The sequence below is a fragment of the Vibrio vulnificus CMCP6 genome (genome assembly GCF_000039765.1).
GTDB classification, from domain to species: domain Bacteria; phylum Pseudomonadota; class Gammaproteobacteria; order Enterobacterales; family Vibrionaceae; genus Vibrio; species Vibrio vulnificus_B.
Genome location: NC_004459.3, coordinates 1,749,521 through 1,769,258, shown reverse-complemented (window position 1 = coordinate 1,769,258; position 19,738 = coordinate 1,749,521). Strand labels below are relative to the sequence as shown.

14 protein-coding genes are annotated in these 19,738 nt (G+C 50.1%); 8 read left to right on the top strand and 6 right to left on the bottom strand.

Annotated features, from left to right (window positions below):
• Positions 1-17 precede the first annotated feature (17 nt).
• Positions 18-350 carry a tRNA-binding protein gene (locus VV1_RS08405; protein WP_011079687.1) on the bottom strand — a complete coding sequence of 111 codons (333 nt, stop codon included), beginning with the start codon at positions 348-350 and terminating at the stop codon, positions 18-20.
• A 167-nt stretch (positions 351-517) separates the two neighbouring features.
• Between VV1_RS08405 and VV1_RS08400 the strand changes: the two genes are divergently transcribed.
• Positions 518-1,519, top strand: coding sequence for a substrate-binding domain-containing protein (locus VV1_RS08400; protein ID WP_011079686.1), 1,002 nt, complete (start codon positions 518-520; stop codon positions 1,517-1,519).
• A 13-nt stretch (positions 1,520-1,532) separates the two neighbouring features.
• On the opposite strand, the gene VV1_RS08395 is transcribed toward VV1_RS08400, so the two are convergent.
• The 5 genes from VV1_RS08395 to galE all read right to left on the bottom strand — a co-directional run bounded on the left by VV1_RS08395 (position 1,533) and on the right by galE (position 7,976).
• Positions 1,533-3,134: a methyl-accepting chemotaxis protein gene (locus tag VV1_RS08395; protein ID WP_011079685.1), complete on the bottom strand. Its 1,602-nt coding sequence runs from the start codon at positions 3,132-3,134 to the stop codon at positions 1,533-1,535.
• Between the two features lie 222 nt (positions 3,135-3,356).
• Complete coding sequence (gene galM, locus VV1_RS08390) at positions 3,357-4,415, bottom strand: galactose-1-epimerase (RefSeq protein ID WP_011079684.1); 1,059 nt, start codon at positions 4,413-4,415, stop codon at positions 3,357-3,359.
• 9 nt (positions 4,416-4,424) lie between these two features.
• The gene (gene galK / locus VV1_RS08385; protein WP_011079683.1) at positions 4,425-5,585 is read right to left on the bottom strand and encodes a galactokinase; all 1,161 of its coding nucleotides are present in this window, start codon (positions 5,583-5,585) and stop codon (positions 4,425-4,427) included.
• A gap of 220 nt (positions 5,586-5,805) precedes the next feature.
• Positions 5,806-6,873, bottom strand: a complete 1,068-nt coding sequence (locus VV1_RS08380; protein ID WP_011079682.1) for a UDP-glucose--hexose-1-phosphate uridylyltransferase — start codon at positions 6,871-6,873, stop codon at positions 5,806-5,808.
• A gap of 83 nt (positions 6,874-6,956) precedes the next feature.
• A complete protein-coding gene (gene galE, locus VV1_RS08375; RefSeq protein WP_011079681.1) occupies positions 6,957-7,976 on the bottom strand; it encodes a UDP-glucose 4-epimerase GalE in 1,020 nt (339 codons plus the stop codon).
• A 306-nt stretch (positions 7,977-8,282) separates the two neighbouring features.
• Here galE and ebgR point away from each other — a divergent pair, with 306 nt between their 5' ends.
• The 7 genes from ebgR to ygjK all read left to right on the top strand — a co-directional run bounded on the left by ebgR (position 8,283) and on the right by ygjK (position 19,626).
• Positions 8,283-9,281: a transcriptional regulator EbgR gene (gene ebgR, locus VV1_RS08370; protein ID WP_011079680.1), complete on the top strand. Its 999-nt coding sequence runs from the start codon at positions 8,283-8,285 to the stop codon at positions 9,279-9,281.
• Positions 9,278-10,153 carry an SGNH/GDSL hydrolase family protein gene (locus VV1_RS08365; protein ID WP_011079679.1) on the top strand — a complete coding sequence of 292 codons (876 nt, stop codon included), beginning with the start codon at positions 9,278-9,280 and terminating at the stop codon, positions 10,151-10,153. The genes ebgR and VV1_RS08365 overlap by 4 nt, the downstream gene beginning before the upstream one ends.
• Before the next feature lie 347 nt (positions 10,154-10,500).
• On the top strand, positions 10,501-13,599 hold the full coding sequence (ebgA, locus tag VV1_RS08360) for a beta-galactosidase subunit alpha (RefSeq protein ID WP_011079678.1): 3,099 nt from the start codon (positions 10,501-10,503) through the stop codon (positions 13,597-13,599).
• Between the two features lie 3 nt (positions 13,600-13,602).
• A complete protein-coding gene (locus tag VV1_RS08355; RefSeq protein WP_011079677.1) occupies positions 13,603-14,055 on the top strand; it encodes a beta-galactosidase subunit beta in 453 nt (150 codons plus the stop codon).
• Positions 14,056-14,162: 107 nt separating this feature from the next.
• A complete protein-coding gene (locus VV1_RS08350; RefSeq protein WP_011079676.1) occupies positions 14,163-15,596 on the top strand; it encodes an amino acid permease in 1,434 nt (477 codons plus the stop codon).
• Between the two features lie 161 nt (positions 15,597-15,757).
• A complete protein-coding gene (locus VV1_RS08345) occupies positions 15,758-17,194 on the top strand; it encodes an amino acid permease (protein ID WP_011079675.1) in 1,437 nt (478 codons plus the stop codon).
• Between the two features lie 65 nt (positions 17,195-17,259).
• Entirely contained in the window at positions 17,260-19,626 is a 2,367-nt protein-coding gene (ygjK, locus tag VV1_RS08340; RefSeq protein WP_011079674.1) for an alpha-glucosidase, read from the top strand.
• Positions 19,627-19,738 lie beyond the last annotated feature (112 nt).

The following is a 19,738-nucleotide window of genomic DNA, read 5'->3' as shown; positions in this document are numbered from 1 at the left end:
ATGCTTATGCTTAAAATTTAAACAACCCTCACACCCGTCGGCATCGCTCTTTCTGGCGTTAAGAGAACACTTTCGCTTTCATCGTCCGTTTCTGCGCACAACAACATGCATTCTGAGGTTTCTCCACGCATTTTCGCTTTGGCAAGGTTGCACAACACCACCACTTGTTTGCCCATCAGCTCTTCTTCGCTGTAGTACGGCACGAGGCTAGTGACGGTTTGCAGCGTTTTCTCACCAACATCAATTTGTACGATATAGAGTTTGTCTGCATTCGCATGACGGGCGACTTCAATAATTTTCCCAGTACGAATTTCCAGCTTGGCGAAATCAGCGTAAGCGATCGTTTCCATGTAAGATAACCTCAGTAAAGTTTTACTAAAAAGATAACGTTTACACTATCATTAGAGCCTGATATTACAAGTGGTAAAGATCGCATTTTTAAAATGAAAACTCGCAGTTATTTGCCTAATTTACAGTTCAGAGGTTTAATGAGGGCAGCATAGAAATGAGGTAACACATGGCCACAATTAAAGATGTCGCTCGCGAGGCTGGCGTTTCCATCGCCACCGTCTCACGAGTGATTAATAAATCGCCCAAAGCCAGTAAAGCGTCGATTGAATCCGTCACTCAAGCAATGGCCAAACTGGGCTACCGCCCCAACGCCGCCGCCAAAGCGTTGGTGAGTCAAAGCACCAACACCATGGGCGTATTGGTTGGTGATGTATCGGATCCCTTCTTCGGCACGCTGATTAAAGCCGTCGATGAAGTGGCCCATGAAAATGGCAAGCATCTACTGATTGGCAATGGCTATCACAATGCCGAGGAAGAGCGCAGAGCCATTGAACTGCTGATCAATAGCCGTTGCGATGCACTGGTGATTCATTCGAAAGGCTTGAGCGATGAAGAGTTGCTGTCATACGCGCAAGAAGTGCCAAGCTTAGTGATCATCAATCGTCATATTCCAAAAATCGCGCAACGCTGCATTTCCCTCGATAACTACAAAGGGGCCTATTTGGCTACAGAGTATTTGATTCGCCATGGCCACCAACACATTGCCTGCATTTCATCGAGCCACAAAATTGAAGACGCCGACGCGCGCATCGCTGGGTATCTCGCCGCATTAAGAGACAATCACATCGAGCTCTCCAGTGCGTACATCGAACAAGGCGAGCCCAATAGTGATGGTGGGGAAACGGCAATGACTAACCTGCTGACAAAATCTCTGCCGATCACCGGCGTGGTCGCTTACAACGACTACATGGCGGCGGGTGCGCTATCGGTATTGGATGAAAATGGCTTAAAGGTGCCAGAGCAAGTGTCAATGATAGGATTCGATGATGGCTTGATTGCTCGCTATGTCAGCCCTCGCCTCACCACCGTGCGCTATCCAATACAGATGATGGCAGAGAAAGCCGCGAGACTGGCGATCGATTTGGCTCGCCAGCAAGAAGCCGACCACAGCACCATGATCTTCTCACCCACTTTGGTAAGAAGAGATTCTGTGGCCAAGCTCTCTTAGAGTCTTTGCCTCATCAAAGCTTAAATCGCGTCATCTTCTGATCAAGCTGGCGCGACAAATCGGCCAAGGTTTCACTCTCTTCAGCTAAGAAGTTGGCCGCTTGCGACATCTCCATCGCCGCGTCATTGATACCACTGACGTTGCGATTCATCTCCTCTGCCACCGCACTTTGTTCTTCCGCTGCAGTGGCGATCTGCGTTGCTTTATCGCTCACGTGACGAATGTGATCAACGATCAATTGCAAATCTTCTCCCGCGTGTTCCGCTCGAGCGACACTGCTTTGTGCCAGTGATTGGCTTTTCTCCATCGCCTCCACTGCAGAGACGGCTAACTGCTGCAGTTTATTGATGGTGGTTTGTATTTCATCGGTCGATTGATGAGTGCGCCCAGCCAGATTTCGCACTTCATCAGCCACCACCGCAAAACCACGCCCTTGCTCTCCTGCCCTTGCGGCTTCTATCGCGGCATTGAGCGCAAGCAAATTGGTCTGCTCTGAGATACTGCTGATCACATTGGTGAATTCGCTGATCTGCATCACCCCTTCTTTGAGCTTGGCGACCTGATCATTGGCCACTTCGAGTTCAACAGACAGAGACTTAATGCTGTCCACGCTGGAATGCACGTCTTTATCGCCCAAGTTGGCTTCCTTGGTCGCATCCAGCGTATCTCTGGCGGTGTCCTCGGCGTGGCCGGCCACATCAGCCACCGTCGCACTCATCTCATTCATTGCCGTGGCTAACTGATTCAACTGGTCTCGCTGACTCAACACCGCTTGGCTGGTCTCTTCCGCTGATGATGCAATGCGCACCGCGGCATCAGCCACCTCGGAAGCAGATTGAACCGATTCAAACAGCGCCTCTCTGACTGAGCCGATACTTTGATTGATGTCCTGTGCCAAGCGGCCAAATTCATCTTTACCCAACACCGCCACTTGAGCGGTTAGATTTCCTGCCGCGACTTGCTTCATACTCTGGCGAATGGCGTTTAACGGCTCAATCACCGCGCGGCTAATCAGCATCCCCAGCGCACTCATGACCAAGGCAATCGCAAGAGTGGCCATGCCCATTTTCAAAATTTGTTGATTCACCGCCGCTTCGATATCGTCCAATAGCATCCCAGAGCCAATGATCCAGCCCCAAGGAGCAAAACCGTGCACCACTGAGAGTTTGTCGGCAGGTTGACCGCGACTGTTTTGCCACAGATAGGTGAGTGAGCCAGTCCCCCCCGCTCGGCCTAAATCCACCATAGTGAACCAAAACTGACCATCGCTGCCATTGCCCATCTGCTGGCCAACCAACTCAGGTTTGATCGGATGAACCACGGTATTGCGATTTTCATCAATGACAAATAGATAGTTGTTTTCATCAAAACGCGTGGCTGAGATCAACGCCTTGGCCAGATTTTGCGCCTCTGATTTGGCGTATGTTTGGCTGAGTGATTCCACTTGTGACAACACCGTATGGATCACGGCGTTCAACCGCGCGTGACGCTCAGCAATCAAGTTCGTTTTGAGAGTATTAACAGAGATAAACAGTAGGAGTAGGAATCCTAAAATTCCGACAGCAACAATCATTGCCAGCTTATAGCTGACTTTCATATTTCTTAGCTTCAACATGACGTACCCATCCCGACAGAGATTCTGACTCAGATTTTCAAGGCTGATAGATTTGTTATTTTTATAATTGCTCTTTATAGAATGGTAGAGGGGAAACGCTTTGCCACTGGCAACACTGAGTTTGTTAACTGGATCACTAAAAAATATGCAACCAAGAGCATTGATTGTTTTTGAGGAAAGAATGAAAAAGGCTCCAACATGCAGAGCCTTTTATTTAAACGACTAAAAATCAAAATGATAGGAGGTAAAGTAACGATACTCTTCTCCAGGATAAAGCAGGCAACTGGGTTGTGGCCAATCCGGATGGTTCGGCGAATCAGGCAAAAATTGGGTCTCCAGCGCCAATCCTGCGTAGTCTCGATATTCACTACCACTGCGGTTTGGTGTGCCTGCCAGCCAATTACCCGTGTAGAGCTGAATGGCGGGTTTGTTGGTACAAACAGACAAACGAATCAACTCATCAGGCGAGGTCACACACGCAACGGGCAGAGACACATCGCGCTCTCGTTCAAACAAATAGCTGTGATCATACCCTTTGGCACATTGTTGCTGCTCATCTTGTAGCAAAACTTCACCAATGGCTTTTTCAGTATTGAAATCAAAACTGGTGCCAGAAACCCTTCGCAGCGTACCCAATGGAATGCCAACGTCATTGGTCGGCAAATAGCACGGGGCATTTAATACCAACTTATGCTGCAAGCAATCATGCCCCGATTCCGCCCCCATTAGATTGAAATACGCATGGTTAGTGAGATTCACTGGCGTCACGGCATCGGTTGTTGCCCAGTAACGAATAGTCAGTTGATTCTCGTCGGTCAACTGATACTGCACGTTAACGCTAAGATGGCCGGGAAACCCCTGATCGCCATTTGGAGATTCGAGTGAAAAGGTCACTTCGCTACTTGATTGCGATTCAATATGCCAACGTCGTTTATCAAAACCTTGCGCTCCACCATGCAAACAGTTCCCCGCTTGGTTTACCGAAACTTTGTACGCCACATCATCAATCGAAAAAAGCCCATTGGCGATGCGATTTGCATAACGCCCGACGGTTACCCCCATGTAACTTGCCTGACGCTCGAAGTTCTGCATCGTCCCCACGCCTAACAGAACTTCTCTTCGCTCCCCGCTCGCCAACGGTAATTGGCAACTTAGCCAAGTCGCGCCAATGTCCATTAAGGTCACAGACATACCCGCACGATTTGACAGTTCCACTAATTGGGCAGGCTGGCCATCAAAGGCTGCCTGCTCAGTCATAGTTTGGTTCAATTGAGCAATCATCCCGCCGTCCTACAGCACTTCAACCAAACCCGCGCCATCTTTGGCTTGGCACACGTAAATGGATTCTTTTAAGCCTGTTGCCGCTTGGTATTTCGCTGCAACGGTGGCTTTCACGTCATCAACCAGCGCTGGTGGTACAAGTGCCACGATACAGCCACCAAAGCCACCGCCAGTCATGCGCACACCGCCTTGGTCGCCAATCACCTCTTTGACGATCTCCACCAGCGTATCGATCTCTTTTACCGTGATTTCGAAATCATCGCGCATTGAGGCATGAGACTCGGCCATCAGCTCGCCCATACGCTTCATGTCGTGCGCTCGCAGCGCTTGCGCCGCTTCCACAGTACGATCGTTTTCTGTGATGACGTGACGGGCACGTTTTGCCACCATTTCATCGAGCTCAGCAACTTTCTCATTGAACTGCTCAATCGTCACATCGCGCAGCGCTTTCACACCGAAAATGCGCGCCGCTTCTTCACATTGCTGACGGCGAGTGTTGTATTCACTGTCGACCAAACCACGTTTTTTATTCGAGTTGATGATCACGACGGCCATCTCTTCTGGCATCGAAACCGATTCCGTTTCTAAGCTACGGCAATCCAATAACATCGCGTGATTTTCACGCCCTTCCGCTGAAATCATTTGGTCCATGATGCCGCAGTTACAACCAACGAATTCGTTCTCAGCTTGCTGACCGTTTAAGGCGATTTCCGCTTGGCTTATCTCAAGATTGAACAGCACTTTGAACGTCTGGCCAATCACCACTTCCAACGCCGCCGATGAGCTCAAACCCGCACCTTGAGGCACGTTGCCGCTGACTGAAATATCCGCTCCTGTGAACGAGTAACCGCGTGCAAGAAGGCACTTGACCACACCGCGAATGTAGTTCGCCCACATTTTGTCTTGCTGGAAAGTAATGGCTTGCGTGATATCGAACTCGTCCACTGCGTTGCCGTAATCGACTGAAACCACACGCACGATATTGTCTTCACGCTTTGCTGCTGCCACCACGGTTTGGTAGTTAATGGCACATGGCAACACAAAACCATCGTTGTAGTCGGTGTGCTCACCAATCAGGTTCACACGACCAGGCGCTTGAATGATGTGGCTTGGCGCGTAACCCAGCACTTGTTCAAAAGAGGTTTTCACATTTTGGATAAGTTCAGACATAGGGACGTTCTCTTAAAATAGTAATTTGATGTGGGATAGCGCGTTGAGCCTAACTTCTATCTGTAAAATCGCGCTATCCCGTTATTCGTAATCAGTTCAATTTAAAAACTTATACCCAAACAACTTGAAGTTGCAGGTAGGCGGCAAATGAGTGAATCCCCATGAGCATAGATATGCTATGTGATTGGGGTGAACGAATGCAGCCAACACCGCTGCAGCTTCAAGTAGGAAGGGGATAGCATTCTTTGTAATGGACATCACTCACATCACGCAGACGCTGCGCGGCTTGCTCTGCGGTGAGATCGCGTTGGCTTTCTGCCAGCATTTCGTAACCGACCATAAACTTGCGAATCGTCGCACTGCGCAGGAGTGGCGGATAGAAAAGTGCATGAAGCTGCCAATGATCGATGTCGGTGCCTTGGTCAAAAAACGGCGCGTAGTGCCAGCCCATTGAGTATGGGAATGAGCACTGGAATAAGTTGTCGTAACGGCTGGTCAGCTTCTTGATCGCTCGCGCTAAATCGTCTCGTTGCTCATCGCTAAGTTCACTCATACGGCGAATGTGCGTTTTCGGCAGCAACATGGTTTCAAATGGCCACGCAGCCCAGTAAGGCACGACGGCCAACCAGTGTTCGGTTTCCACCACGGTGCGTGAGCCATCTTTGAGTTCTGCTTGCACGTAATCCACCAGCAAGTTGCTGCCGTGTTCTTGGTAATACGCTTTTAGGTTGTGCTCTTTGCGCTCAATCTCATTGGGTAAGAAGCTGTTCGCCCAGATTTGACCGTGTGGATGCGGCTGAGAACAGCCCATGGTTTCGCCTTTGTTTTCGAACGCTTGAACCCAAATGTATTCCTTGCCGAGCTCTTCAATTTGTTCGTTCCAGGTCTCAATCACGCCGCGGATTTTTTCCACTGGTAGCTCAGGTAAGGTTTTGCTGTGATCTGGCGAGAAGCAAATGACTCGGCTCAAACCACGCACGCCTTGGGTTTTGAAGAGCGGATTATCTGACTCTGGCGCATCCGGTGAGTCCACCATCAAGGCAGCAAAATCGTTCTTAAACACGTAGGTGCCTTGGTAATCTGGATTGACATCGCCAGAGACGCGTTCGTTGGTCGGACACAAGAAACACTTCTCATCATAACTTGGCAGTTCATCAATGGCCGGTTTTTCATCGGCACCGCTCCAAGGGCGTTTTGCACGATGAGGGGAAACCAAAACCCACTGCCCCGTGAGTGGATTAAAACGACGGTGTGGATGATCCACAGGGTTAAACTCAACATTCGACATAGAACTTACTCAACTCTTCAAAATTCTTCAAACTCAGCTTCCCAACACTGTGAGAAGCGCAGATGACAACGCGGTGGCTGTCATTACGCAGGGGAATAGCCATTAGGGTTGTTTGACTGCCAGTTCCACGTATCGGCGGTCATTTCCGCCACCGAGCGTGTTGCCTTCCAGCCAAGTTCACGCTCGGCTTTTTCTGTGCTTGCCCAGCATTCGGCAATGTCCCCTGGGCGACGTGGACATAACTCGTACGGTACCGGTTTACCGCATGCGGCCGCGAACGCCTCCACCATCTCAAGCACGCTCGAGCCTTTGCCTGTGCCTAAGTTGTAAATGTGCAAACCCGAGGTTTTCCCCACCGATTTCAATGCGGCGATGTGGCCATCGGCCAGATCCATCACATGGATGTAATCGCGCACGCCGGTGCCGTCAGGGGTTGGATAGTCGTTGCCAAATACCGAGAGTTTTTCACGGCGACCAACGGCCACTTGGGCGATAAACGGCATCAGGTTATTGGGAATGCCTTGTGGGTCTTCCCCCATGCTGCCTGATGGGTGCGCACCAACCGGGTTGAAGTAACGCAATAAGGTGATGCTCCAGTCATTTTCTGCGTGGAACAAATCGCTTAGACACTGCTCCACCATGTATTTACTGCGTCCGTATGGGTTGGTGGTGGCGCCTGTTGGTGAATCTTCCGTAATCGGAACGATTTCTGGGTCACCGTAAACCGTTGCCGATGAACTGAAGACAATGCTTTTCACCCCGGCTTTGCGCATGCAGCGCGCCAATACCAACGAACCATTGACGTTGTTGTCGTAGTACTCAAGTGGTTTTGCCACCGATTCGCCAACCGCTTTGAGGCCAGCAAAGTGAATCACCGCTTGAATATCATGCTGGGCGAACACGGAGTCTAAAAAGGCTTCGTCACGAATGTCACCTTGGTAGAAGGTCGGTTGCTTACCCGTGAGCGCTTCAATACGGCTTAACACGTCCACTTTCGCATTGCATAAGTTGTCGACGATGATCGGTTCCATACCGGCTGCCATCATCTGCACACATGTATGGCTACCGATGTAACCCATGCCACCTGTCACTAAAACGTTCACCCTTGCCTCTCCTGATCTCAAATTTGCTCAATGGCCTTGCTTATTTAAAAGCTTACCAAGCATGTTGGATCGGGTTCCGTGATCCAATTCGCAAAGTGTAAACGTTTTCACTAATTTTCATAAACAATCCTTTTTACACTGAGATTTAGTGAAAGACATTCCACCACACACCTCGCGTGCCAGTATCATAAAAACACTCACGGCTCGATTTTTACTAAAAAAACGGATGCATCACGCAGCCTCTTGATTACAATAGAGAACAGATGAATTCACTCCGCACAGTGCGCTGTGCCAACAGGAAGAAGAATGGCTACGTTAAAAGATATTGCCACGGAAGCGGGCGTTTCCCTGGCCACGGTGTCGCGAGTGCTCAATGAAGACCCGACTCTGAGTGTCAAAGAAGAGACCAAACGCCGCATCTTAGAAATTGCGGAGAAATTGGAATACCGAACCAGCAGCGCGAAAAAGAACAGCGTTGCCGCCGTGCCGGCCCATCATTTCCTGGCATTGTACAACTACAAGCCAGAAGCTGAGATTAACGATCCTTACTATCTCTCTATTCGCCATGGCATTGAAACCCAGTGTGAAAAACTCGGCATCGATTTAACCAACTGCTACGACAGCAAAATCGACCCCGACGTGAAAAAGATCACCGGTGTCCTTATGGTTGGCAAAACCACGCCTGCCGCGATGTTGCGCGCCAGCAAGATGACCGACAACATCTGCTATCTCGATTTTAGCGATGACCATGGCGACTTCGACAGCGTGGATATTGATCTGGTAAAAATCAGTAAAGAAGTAACGGATTTCTTTATCAGCCAAGGCTTTGACCGCATCGGTTTTATTGGTGGTCAAGATGAACCGGGCCAAGCCGACATTCGCGAAATGGCCTTTGCTGAATATGGTCAGTTGAAAGGCGTGGTCAATGAAGCGGACATTTATCGTGGCGATTTCTCCAGTTCATCTGGCTACAAGTTGGCAAAAAGCATGTTAGAACGCAGTGATTATCCGAAGGCGCTGTTTATCGCTTCCGACTCCATCGCGATTGGCGTGCTGCGCGCTTTGCTCGAACATGGGCTCAACATTCCTCGCGACGTTTCACTGATCAGTGTCAACGACATTCCCAATGCCAGATTCACTTTCCCTCCTCTCTCGACGGTGAGAATTCACTCAGAAATGATGGGCATTCAAGGCGTTAACTTATTGGTGGAAAAAGCGCGTGATGGCCGAGCACTGCCGCTTAAAGTGTATGTGCCAAGCAAGCTCAAGCTAAGAGGAACGACGCAGGAGAGGAGCCAAGCATGAACCACGAGCAACTGCTTAAAGAGCTGGAAGAAAACGCCTGCCTTGATCTGCATAAACTCTATTACTCCAACCCAGATAAGCGCTTTTATGCTCTGCTGGCGGAGCTTTACCAGTTACGCAAACAACATGGGCTGACTACACGCTTATCTCCCTACGTCACGGAAATTGAATCTCTGACCAAAGCGCTCAGTCTGACCATAGAACGAAGTCTCACCGATGAGCAAAAGGGCCACACCGTGACACCAGAGCAGTTTGACCACTTAGTTGAAACGCTCGACTTTAACCAAAGGGCCCACCGCATGAGTCGTTTTATTTTGACCAAAGATAACCACAAAGCGTTTAGTAAACCGGTTGAGCTGGTGATGTACGGCGATTCCATCACCGAGTGGGGTCCTTGGCACGATGCTTTTTCGGGTTTTCAAGTCGCGAATCGCGGACTCGCGGGGGACACCACCGCAGGCATGCTTGAACGCATTGACACCACGTTGGTGTGTCAGCCGAAACTGGTGTGCATCATGGCAGGGATTAACGATTTAGCGCAGGGCTACTCGGTGCAGCAAGTCGCGGAAAATTACCGTCGAATGCTGGTCATTTGGCAAGAACAGGGCATTGAAGTATGGGTGCAGTCCACGCTGTATGTGGGTGAGCGAATGTCATCATTGAACCCACTGGTCAGCGAGTTAAATCGTCAATTAGGGCAAATATGTCAGGCGCAATCACTGCGTTTTATCGATCTCAACGCCACGCTCTGCCCAGAGCAGACACTGCCTCTTGATTGCAGTTGCGATGACCTACACCTCAACTCGCACGCTTACGCGCAATGGCTTTCTGTGCTCACGCCAATGCTGGACGCTCGTTTCGCTGCGGCATAAAGCAGTGACACCATTTTTATCCAAAGCACGCTGAGCGTGCTTTCTTTTTATCTCTATTTTTCAATAGCTAAAGTTCAAATACTTTCTCATTCACTGCTGTTTTTCCTCTTCACCTAACACCCCCATCAGCCACGCGAAAGCCGCTCAATCTGGTTAAACATTATTCTTTAACTCGGATCACACCTTTCACTCTTCCCCACTTAGAATTCGTGATCAGGTTAAAGTAAAACGTTTTCACCAATTCTATTTAGTAAAAGTTTTACTAATATATTTCCCAGATATCCAAATCTCTATTTAACAGAACGTCGGCGGATCCTTTGATCGAAGTCGCCGAGGGGAGAAAAAACGTGAACAACTGGGAAAACTTCCTCCATTTACATGAGAACAGAATGGCGCCGCGTGCGTACTTCTTCTCCTATGATACCGTTCAACAAGCTCAAACCTTTCAGCGTGAGTTGAGCAGCCGCTTTATGCTGTTAAGTGGTCAGTGGCAATTTCATTACTTCAGCAACCCAATGCTGGTGCCTGATGAGTTTTACTCACAAACCATGAGCGATTGGGGGCACATTACCGTACCCAACATGTGGCAAATGGAAGGCCACGGCGATCTTCAATACACCGACGAAGGTTTCCCATTCCCAATTGATGTGCCTTTTGTACCCACCGACAACCCAACGGGTGCTTATCAGCGCACTTTCACTTTGGGTCCTCAATGGGACGACAAACAAACCATCATCAAGTTCGATGGCGTGGAAACCTACTTCGAGGTGTACGTCAACGGCCACTATGTCGGTTTTAGTAAAGGCAGCCGTCTTACTGCAGAGTTCGACATTTCTTCCTACGCACAACTAGGTGAAAACTTACTCTCTGTGCGCGTGATGCAATGGGCCGATTCGACTTACATTGAAGACCAAGACATGTGGTGGACGGCGGGGATCTTCCGTGATGTTTACCTTATAGGCAAAGAGCCGGTTCACGTCCAAGATCTGACTGTTCGTACTGATTTCGCCGACGATTACCAAAGTGCGACGCTCAGCGCTCAGGTCGAATTGGAAAATCTTTCTACCGCTATCGCGTCTGGCTACACGCTGGAATACGCGCTGCATGACAAAGGCACTGTCGTAGCCAGCGGTCAATGCGATTCACTGACGATACAAAACCGCCATTCAGCCAGCTTCGCCATTGATATGGTGAACCCAACGCATTGGACGGCTGAAAACCCTTACCTTTACCACTTGTTCATCACCTTAAAAGATCACCAAGGCAAGGTCGTGGAAGTGATCCCACAACGCGTGGGTTTCCGTGACATCAAAGTGCGTGACGGCCTGTTCTACATCAACAATCAATACGTGATGCTGCACGGTGTCAACCGTCATGACAACGACCACCTAAAAGGTCGTGCAGTAGGCATGGACCGCGTGGAAAAAGATCTGATGTTGATGAAGCAACACAACATCAACTCAGTTCGCACCGCGCACTACCCGAACGACCCACGCTTCTACGAGCTGTGTGATATTTACGGCCTGTTTGTGATGGCAGAAACCGATGTGGAAACCCACGGCTTTGCCAACGTTGGCGACCTCAATCGCATCACCAACGATCCAGCATGGGAAGCGGTGTTTGTCGATCGCGCAGTGCGCCATGTGCATGCACAGAAAAACCACCCATCGATCATCATGTGGTCACTCGGTAACGAATCGGGTTATGGCTGTAATATCCGCGCCATGTACGCCGCAACCAAAGCCCTTGATGACACCCGTTTGGTGCACTACGAAGAAGACCGCGATGCCGAAGTGGTGGATGTGATTTCCACTATGTACTCGCGCGCGCAACTGATGAACTACTTTGGTGAGCATCCACACGAGAAGCCACGCATCATCTGCGAATACGCCCACGCGATGGGTAACGGGCCAGGTGGTCTCACCGAATACCAAAATGTGTTTTACGCGCATGCCCACATTCAAGGCCACTACGTGTGGGAATGGTGTGATCACGGCATTCTAGCGCGTGATGAACACGGTCAAGAGTTCTACAAATACGGCGGTGATTACGGCGATTACCCAAACAACTACAACTTCTGTATGGATGGTCTGATTTACCCAGATCAAACCCCGGGCCCTGGCCTGAAAGAATATAAGCAAGTGATTGCGCCGGTGAAAATCCGCGCCGTTGAGGGGTGCTATGACCGCTTCATCGTTGAAAACAAACTGTGGTTCACCAACCTCGATGACTACACCATCACTGCTGAAGTTCGCGCCGAAGGCGACACCTTGCGTAGCGTGCCGTTTAAAGTCGAAGCACTGGCCGCAAACAGCGCTCGTGAAGTGAGCATTGACTTGCCAGAATTGGATGAGCGCGAAGCCTTCATTAACTTCACCGTACGTAAAGACAGCCGCACCTTGTATAGCGAGGCCAACCACGACATTGCTGTGTACCAGTTCCAACTGAAAGAAAACACCGCCACGTTGCCTGCGTTAGTCAACCACAATGTTCAACCATTGGTGCTTGAAGAAAGCCGCCTAGAGCACGTGATCACAGGTCATAACTTCACGCTCACTTTCTCGAAAGTAAACGGCAAACTGACCTCATGGCGTGTGAATGGTGAAGAGTTGATTCAATCAGAGCCAAGATTGAACTTCTTCAAACCAATGATTGATAACCACAAACAAGAGTACGAAGGGTTGTGGCACCCTGCGCATCTGCAAATCATGCAAGAGCACTTCCGTACGCTGAGCGTGGACGCGAGCGAAGATGCCATCCTGATCACCACCACCAGCATTGTGGCACCACCCGTGTTTGATTTTGGCATGCGTTGTACCTATCGCTACCAAATCAACGCGCAAGGCCATTTGAACGTAGAACTGAGTGGCGAGCGCTACGGCGACTACCCTCACGTGATTCCGGTGATTGGTTTGGATTTAGGCATTAACGGTAGCTTTGATCAAGTGAGTTACTACGGTCGCGGCCCAGAAGAGAACTATCAAGACAGCCGCCAAGCCAACCTCATTGATGTTTACCACAGCACCGTCGAGGACATGTTCGAGAACTACCCGTTCCCACAAAACAACGGCAACCGCCAACAGGTGCGCTGGGCCTCACTCACCAACCGTCATGGCAGTGGTTTGTTGGTCAAGCCTCAGCAAGAGCTTAACTTCAGTGCGTGGTTCTACACCAACCAAAACCTGCATCAAGCACAACATACGATTGAGCTAGAAAAGAGTGGCTACATCACGCTTAACCTTGACCATCAAGTAATGGGCTTGGGTTCAAACTCTTGGGGCAGTGAAGTGCTCGACTCTTACCGCGTGTATATGGATGCATTCCGCTACGGCCTCACTCTGATGCCATTGCAAGCAGGCGATTGCAGCGCGCAAGTCATGGCAAACCATGATTTCGACAACGCATTTTTCACTTCAACCGATACCAAAATCGTTAACGAGGCGTAACCCATGATCGTGTTAGACAGCTTAGAGCAATTCAAACAGGTATATCGCAACGGTCGTAAATGGAACCGCTGTGTGGAGGCGATTAATAACCTCAACCATATCAAACCGGGGGTGATGCATTCGATTGGTGATTCCTTGGTTTATATGCTGGTGGAAGGCAGCTCTCAAAGCTGTGAAACCTTTACCGGAAACCGTCGTTACTTTGATGTGCATTACTACCTCGAAGGCGGCGAAACCGTAGAGTTTGCCGCCAAATCCGAACTCGATACCGTTACCCCTTATCGTGATGAAACCGATCGCGAACAACTGCAAGGCCAAGGAGAAACGCGCCAGCTACAACAAGGTCAAGTGGCCATTTTTGAAAACGACAAAGCCTACCGTTTTTGCGGCAACCAAGCGGTGAAAAAAGTGGTGCTGAAAGTGACGATCGAGGATGGCTATTTCCTCAATAAATAAACACTGCCACGGCAGAAAATAGAGCAATAAAGATAAATAAAGACGAGAGCGACAGCATGAACTGTCGCTCCACCCTACAAAATAACGTGCCTCTTCGGAGAAAAAACATGTCTGATACTAAACGGAACACCATAGGTAAATTCGGCCTCTTGTCCCTGACATTTGCCGCTGTGTTTAGCTTCAATAACGTCATTAACAACAACATCGAGATCGGGCTGGCGTCAGCACCGATGTTCTTCTTAGCGACCATTTTTTACTTCATCCCTTTCTGTTTGATCATCGCGGAATTCGTTTCGCTCAATAAAAACTCCGAAGCGGGAGTTTACGCTTGGGTGAAAAGTTCACTGGGCGGCCGTTGGGCTTTCATCTCCGCTTACACCTACTGGTTTGTTAACCTGTTTTTCTTTACCTCGTTGCTGCCGCGCGTCATCGCCTATGCGTCTTACGCGTTTTTAGGCTACGAGTACATTCTTACCCCGTTTGCCACCACCGCATTGAGCATGCTGTTGTTCGCTTTTGCCACTTACGTCTCCACCAATGGTGCGAAAATGTTGGGTCCCATCACTTCAGTAACCTCTTCACTGATGCTGCTCCTAACGCTCTCTTACATCTTGCTCTCCGGCGCTGCTCTGCTAGGTGGCGTGCAACCGGCAGACCCAATCACAGTGGAAGCGATGGTGCCAGAATTTAGCTGGGCCTTCCTCGGCATTACCACGTGGATCTTCATGGCTGCCGGCGGCGCGGAATCGGTCGCGGTCTACGTCAACGATGTGAAAGGCGGCTCAAAATCGTTCGTCAAAGTGATCATCGTGGCTGGCATCTTCATCGGTGTGCTTTACTCGGTTGCTTCCGTGTTGATTAACGTGTTTGTTTCCAGCAGCGAGCTGAAATTCACTGGCGGCTCCGTGCAAGTGTTTGAAGGGTTAGCGAGCTACTTTGGCTTACCTGAAATTATGATGAATCGCTTTGTTGGTTTGGTTTCGTTCACCGCGATGTTTGGCTCGCTACTGATGTGGACCGCAACCCCAGTGAAGATCTTCTTCTCTGAGATTCCAGAAGGCATCTTTGGTAAGAAAACGGTGGAACTGAATGAAAACGGCGTGCCAGCGCGTGCCGCTTGGATTCAATACGCCATCGTTCTACCGCTCATGGTGATCCCAACATTGGGCTCAGACACCGCGCAAGATCTGATGAACACCGTGATCAACATGACCGCCGCTGCGTCGATGCTGCCACCGCTGTTCATCATGCTGGCGTATCTGAATCTGCGTCTCAAGCTCGACCATCTCGAGCGCGATTTCAAAATGGGTTCTCGCATGACGGGGATCGTTGCAGTCTCGATTCTGATTGGCATCTTCACGGTTGGATTCTTGGCATCCACCTTCCCAACCGGGGCCGACATCATGACCATCATTTTCTACAACGTTGGCGGCATTGTGATTTTCCTTGGCTTTGCTTGGTGGAAATACAGCCAGTACGAAAAGTCACTCAACAGTGAAGAACGCGCGAAAGAGGCCAGCCCAAGCGCCGTCCTTCCATAAATGACGCTCAACCAGTCTAGGTTGATGACCGAAAACTTGGGCAGAGAAAACCGCTCTGCCCTTCACCCTGCCCGCCCCCATAACAACTCTAATGGCTGGCAGATTATTTTCATTCACTGATCCATTTTTTTGTTTTACTGCAGACGGATACGGGAGGAACTATGTCTGAATCACTGCGTGGCACCATAGGCAAATTTGCCTTGCTGTCGATGACCTTTGCCGCGGTTTTCAACGTGCGCAATATCGTCAACAACAACATCGAACTGGGGCTCAGCTCCGCCCCCATTTTTCTCTTAGCAACCGTGGTCTATTTCATTCCATTCGTGTTCATTATTGCCGAATTTGTTTCCGCCAATAAGAACTCAGAATCCGGCATGTATGACTGGTTGAAAAAGCCTTTAGGCAGCAAAGCCGCTTATTTGGGCTCGTTTCTCTACTGGTTTGTGAACCTGTTCTGGTTTGTTTCCTTACTGCCTAACGTCATTGCCTATGCGTCTTACGCCATGTTGGGTTACGAATACAGCTTCTCACCCATGGTGACGTCACTCATCTCGATTGTATTGTTTGCCTTCGCCACTCACATCTCTACCAAAGGCGCGAGTTGGTTGGGCAAGATCTCTGAAATGGTTGCTTATGGCGTGTTTGCTTTGTTTGCCATTTATGTATTGGGCGCGCTGATGGCCCTTGGTGGTGACCACACACCCGCCGAGCCCATCACGTTACAAGCGATGACCCCAACCATCAACTGGGCAACCCTTGGCATCATGTGTTGGATTTTCCAAGCCGCAGGTGGTGCGGAAACCGCAGCCGCTTACCTTAACGACGTCAAAGGCGGCCATAAATCCTTTATCAAAGTGATCATCATCGCCGGTGTAGTAATCGGTGCGATGTACGCCATCGGCTCGCTCTTGGTCAACGTGTTTGTTGCGCGTGAAGACCTCACTTACGCTGGCGGCATGGTGGAAATTTTCACTGGCATGGCGAATTACTTTGGCATCTCGCCAACTTTGGTTGGCCGTTTCGTTGGCATCATTTTGTTCATCGCGATGTTTGGCTCAATGATGATGTGGACCGCGGCTCCGGTGAAAATTCACTTCTCCGAAATTCCAAAAGGCGTGTACGGTGAAAAAACCACCGAGCTGAACGAACACGGCGTTCCTGTCCGTGCGGCGTGGTGGCAGTTTGCCTTTGTGTTCGTGATGCTGGTGGTGAATGGCTTTGGTTCGGAGTCGGTGCAAGACATGATGAATCAAGCGATCAACCTCACCGCAGGAACGGCAATGCTTCCGCCGATCTTCATCATGGTGGCGTACTTTGTCTTCCGCTTGAAGTTCGACGATACCCCACGAGATTTCCGCATGGGTTCGCGCAAAGTGGGGATGAGCATCGTATCCGTGCTGATTGCCATCTTTGTTGTCAGCATGACGGCATCGGCCTTCCCAACCGGGGTTGACTTAGTCAGAGCCTTCTTTATCAACGTATTTATGACCGCGGTGTTCTCTGGCCTCGCTTGGTGGTGGATCTCTCGCTTTGAGAAGAAGCAGATGATGAACACCCGTCAACAAGAGACCGAGCACACCGTCTCGCAAACTCAATAACGCAAATAACAAAAGCGCCAATCCCCTTTGGCGCTTAACCCTTTTCTCCTATCAGAGACTTTTCTATGAAGATGAAACCCCTTATTGCTGCTATGACTCTGGCGATGCTAACTGCCGGCTGCTCAACCACCATCACCGGCGCACCACTGCGTGCTTCGCAGTTTAAAAATGTGATCGACCGCAGTGGTTCTCCTGAATACATGCGCGATTACGACTTTGATGATCACCAACGCTTTAATCCATTTTTCGATATGGGCGCATGGCACGGCCACCTATTGCCAGACAATGCAGAAGGCATGGGCGGCTTCCCCGGTACAGCACTTTTGACGGAAGAATACATCAACTTTATGGCCAATAACTTTGACCGCCTGAGTGTGTTTAAAGAAGGCAAGCGAGTTGAATTTACGATGGAAGCCTACAGCCTTCCGGGCGCGTTAGTGCAAAAACTGACGGCCGATGAGGTGACCGTCGAAATGACGCTGCGTTTTGTCTCAAATCGCACCTCATTGCTAGAAACCCACATCATCACGGATTCGCCGCTCGAACTGGTTTGGGATGGTCAGTTGTTGGAGCAATACCACGCCAAAGAGGGCAAATCGCAATCCGATAAAACCATCGACGAGCAATACCCAGATTACCACCGCACCCTCGTTGCCACCGATGACGGATTGACCGTGACATTTGGCAAAGTGCGCTCAACCTGGGATCTGCTGACCTCTGGTGAGTCTGAGTACCAAATCCACAAGTCCGTGAAGATGAACACTCAAGTAAATGGTCACCAATTTACCTCGACAGCGAAAATCAACGCTTCTACCAAGATTTACACCACCTACTCTCATGTGCTGACGGCCAAAGAAAATCAAGCGGAACAAGCGAAGATTCAAGACATCTTGGCCAATCCACAAGCGTACCTTTCGGCGTCTGAGCAGCGTTGGGAAGGGTATCTCACCCAAGGTTTAACCAATCCGCACGCCACATCAGAGCAAGAACGCGTGGCGGTGAAAGCAATGGAAACATTGAACGGCAACTGGCGTGGTGTTGCTGGGGCGATGAAGTTTGACTCGGTGACGCCATCGGTGACCGCACGTTGGTTCTCTGGCAACCAAACTTGGCCGTGGGATAGCTGGAAACAAGCCTACGCCATGGCGCATTTCAACCCAGATGTGGCGAAGAACAACATCCGCGCGATGTTCGCTTATCAGATACAAGCCGATGATGCGGTTCGTCCTTGGGATGTTGGCTATGTGCCCGATTTGCTGGCGTATAACCTCAGCCCAGAACGCGGCGGCGATGGCGGTAACTGGAATGAGCGCAACACCAAACCCAGCCTTGCAGCATGGGCGGTAATGGAAGTGTACAAGACGACCCAAGACAAAGCGTGGCTTGAGGAGATGTACCCGAAACTGGTCGCTTACCACGATTGGTGGCTACGTAATCGAGACCACAATGGCAATGGCGTACCTGAGTATGGCGCGGCGCGCGACAAAGCCCACAATAACGCCGCTGGAGAGATGTACTTTGAGGTCATCAAAGGCGATCGCACCACCACCATCACTGGCCAAGCGGCGTATGAGAAAGTGCTCAAGCAAGGCGATTACGATCGCATTGAAAGCCCAGCACAAACGGCGGCCTCTTGGGAGTCGGGTCGAGACGATGCGGCGGTATTTGGCTTCATCGACCAAGATCAGCTCGAAACCTACCTTGCCAATGGCGGCCAGCGCTCAGATTGGGTGGTGAAGTTCGCGCAAAACCGCGCGGAAGATGGCACCTTACTGGGTTACTCGCTACTGCAAGAATCGGTAGACCAAGCCAGCTACATGTACAGTGACAACCAATATCTGGCGGAAATGGCCGATCTTCTTGGCAAGCCAGAGCAAGCAAAAACGTTTCGCGCCAAAGCAGACAAGCTTGCTGACTACATCAACACTTGTATGTTTGATGAGAGCACGGGATTCTTTTACGACATTCGCATTGAAGACCAACCACTGGCTAACGGCTGTGCAGGCCAACCCATTGTCGAGCGTGGCAAAGGGCCGGAAGGTTGGTCACCGCTCTTTAATGGCGCTGCAACCCAAGCTCACGCCGATGCGGTTGTGAAAGTGATGAAAGATCCGCAAGAGTTCAACAGCTATGTGCCATTAGGTACGGCGGCGCTGTCTAGCCCGGCATTTGGCCCCGATATTTACTGGCGTGGACGCGTTTGGGTCGATCAATTCTACTTTGGCTTAAAAGGCATGGAGCGATACGGCTATCGCCAGGATGCGGTGGCGATGGCCAGCGCCTTCTTCAACCATGCTGACGGCTTAGTGCAAGACGGCCCAATTCGTGAGAACTACAACCCGCTCACGGGTGAACAGCAAGGCGCGCCAAACTTCTCTTGGAGTGCGGCGCACTTGTACATGCTGTACAACGATTTCTTTACTGCTGAATAAGTATTACTGCCAGCTAAAACCAACCAGCGACAATGCCCTTGGCTGCCAAGCCAAGGGCATTTTTTATAAAAAACCAAGCAAAACCAGTCACTAAGACTAGACTCTAAATATC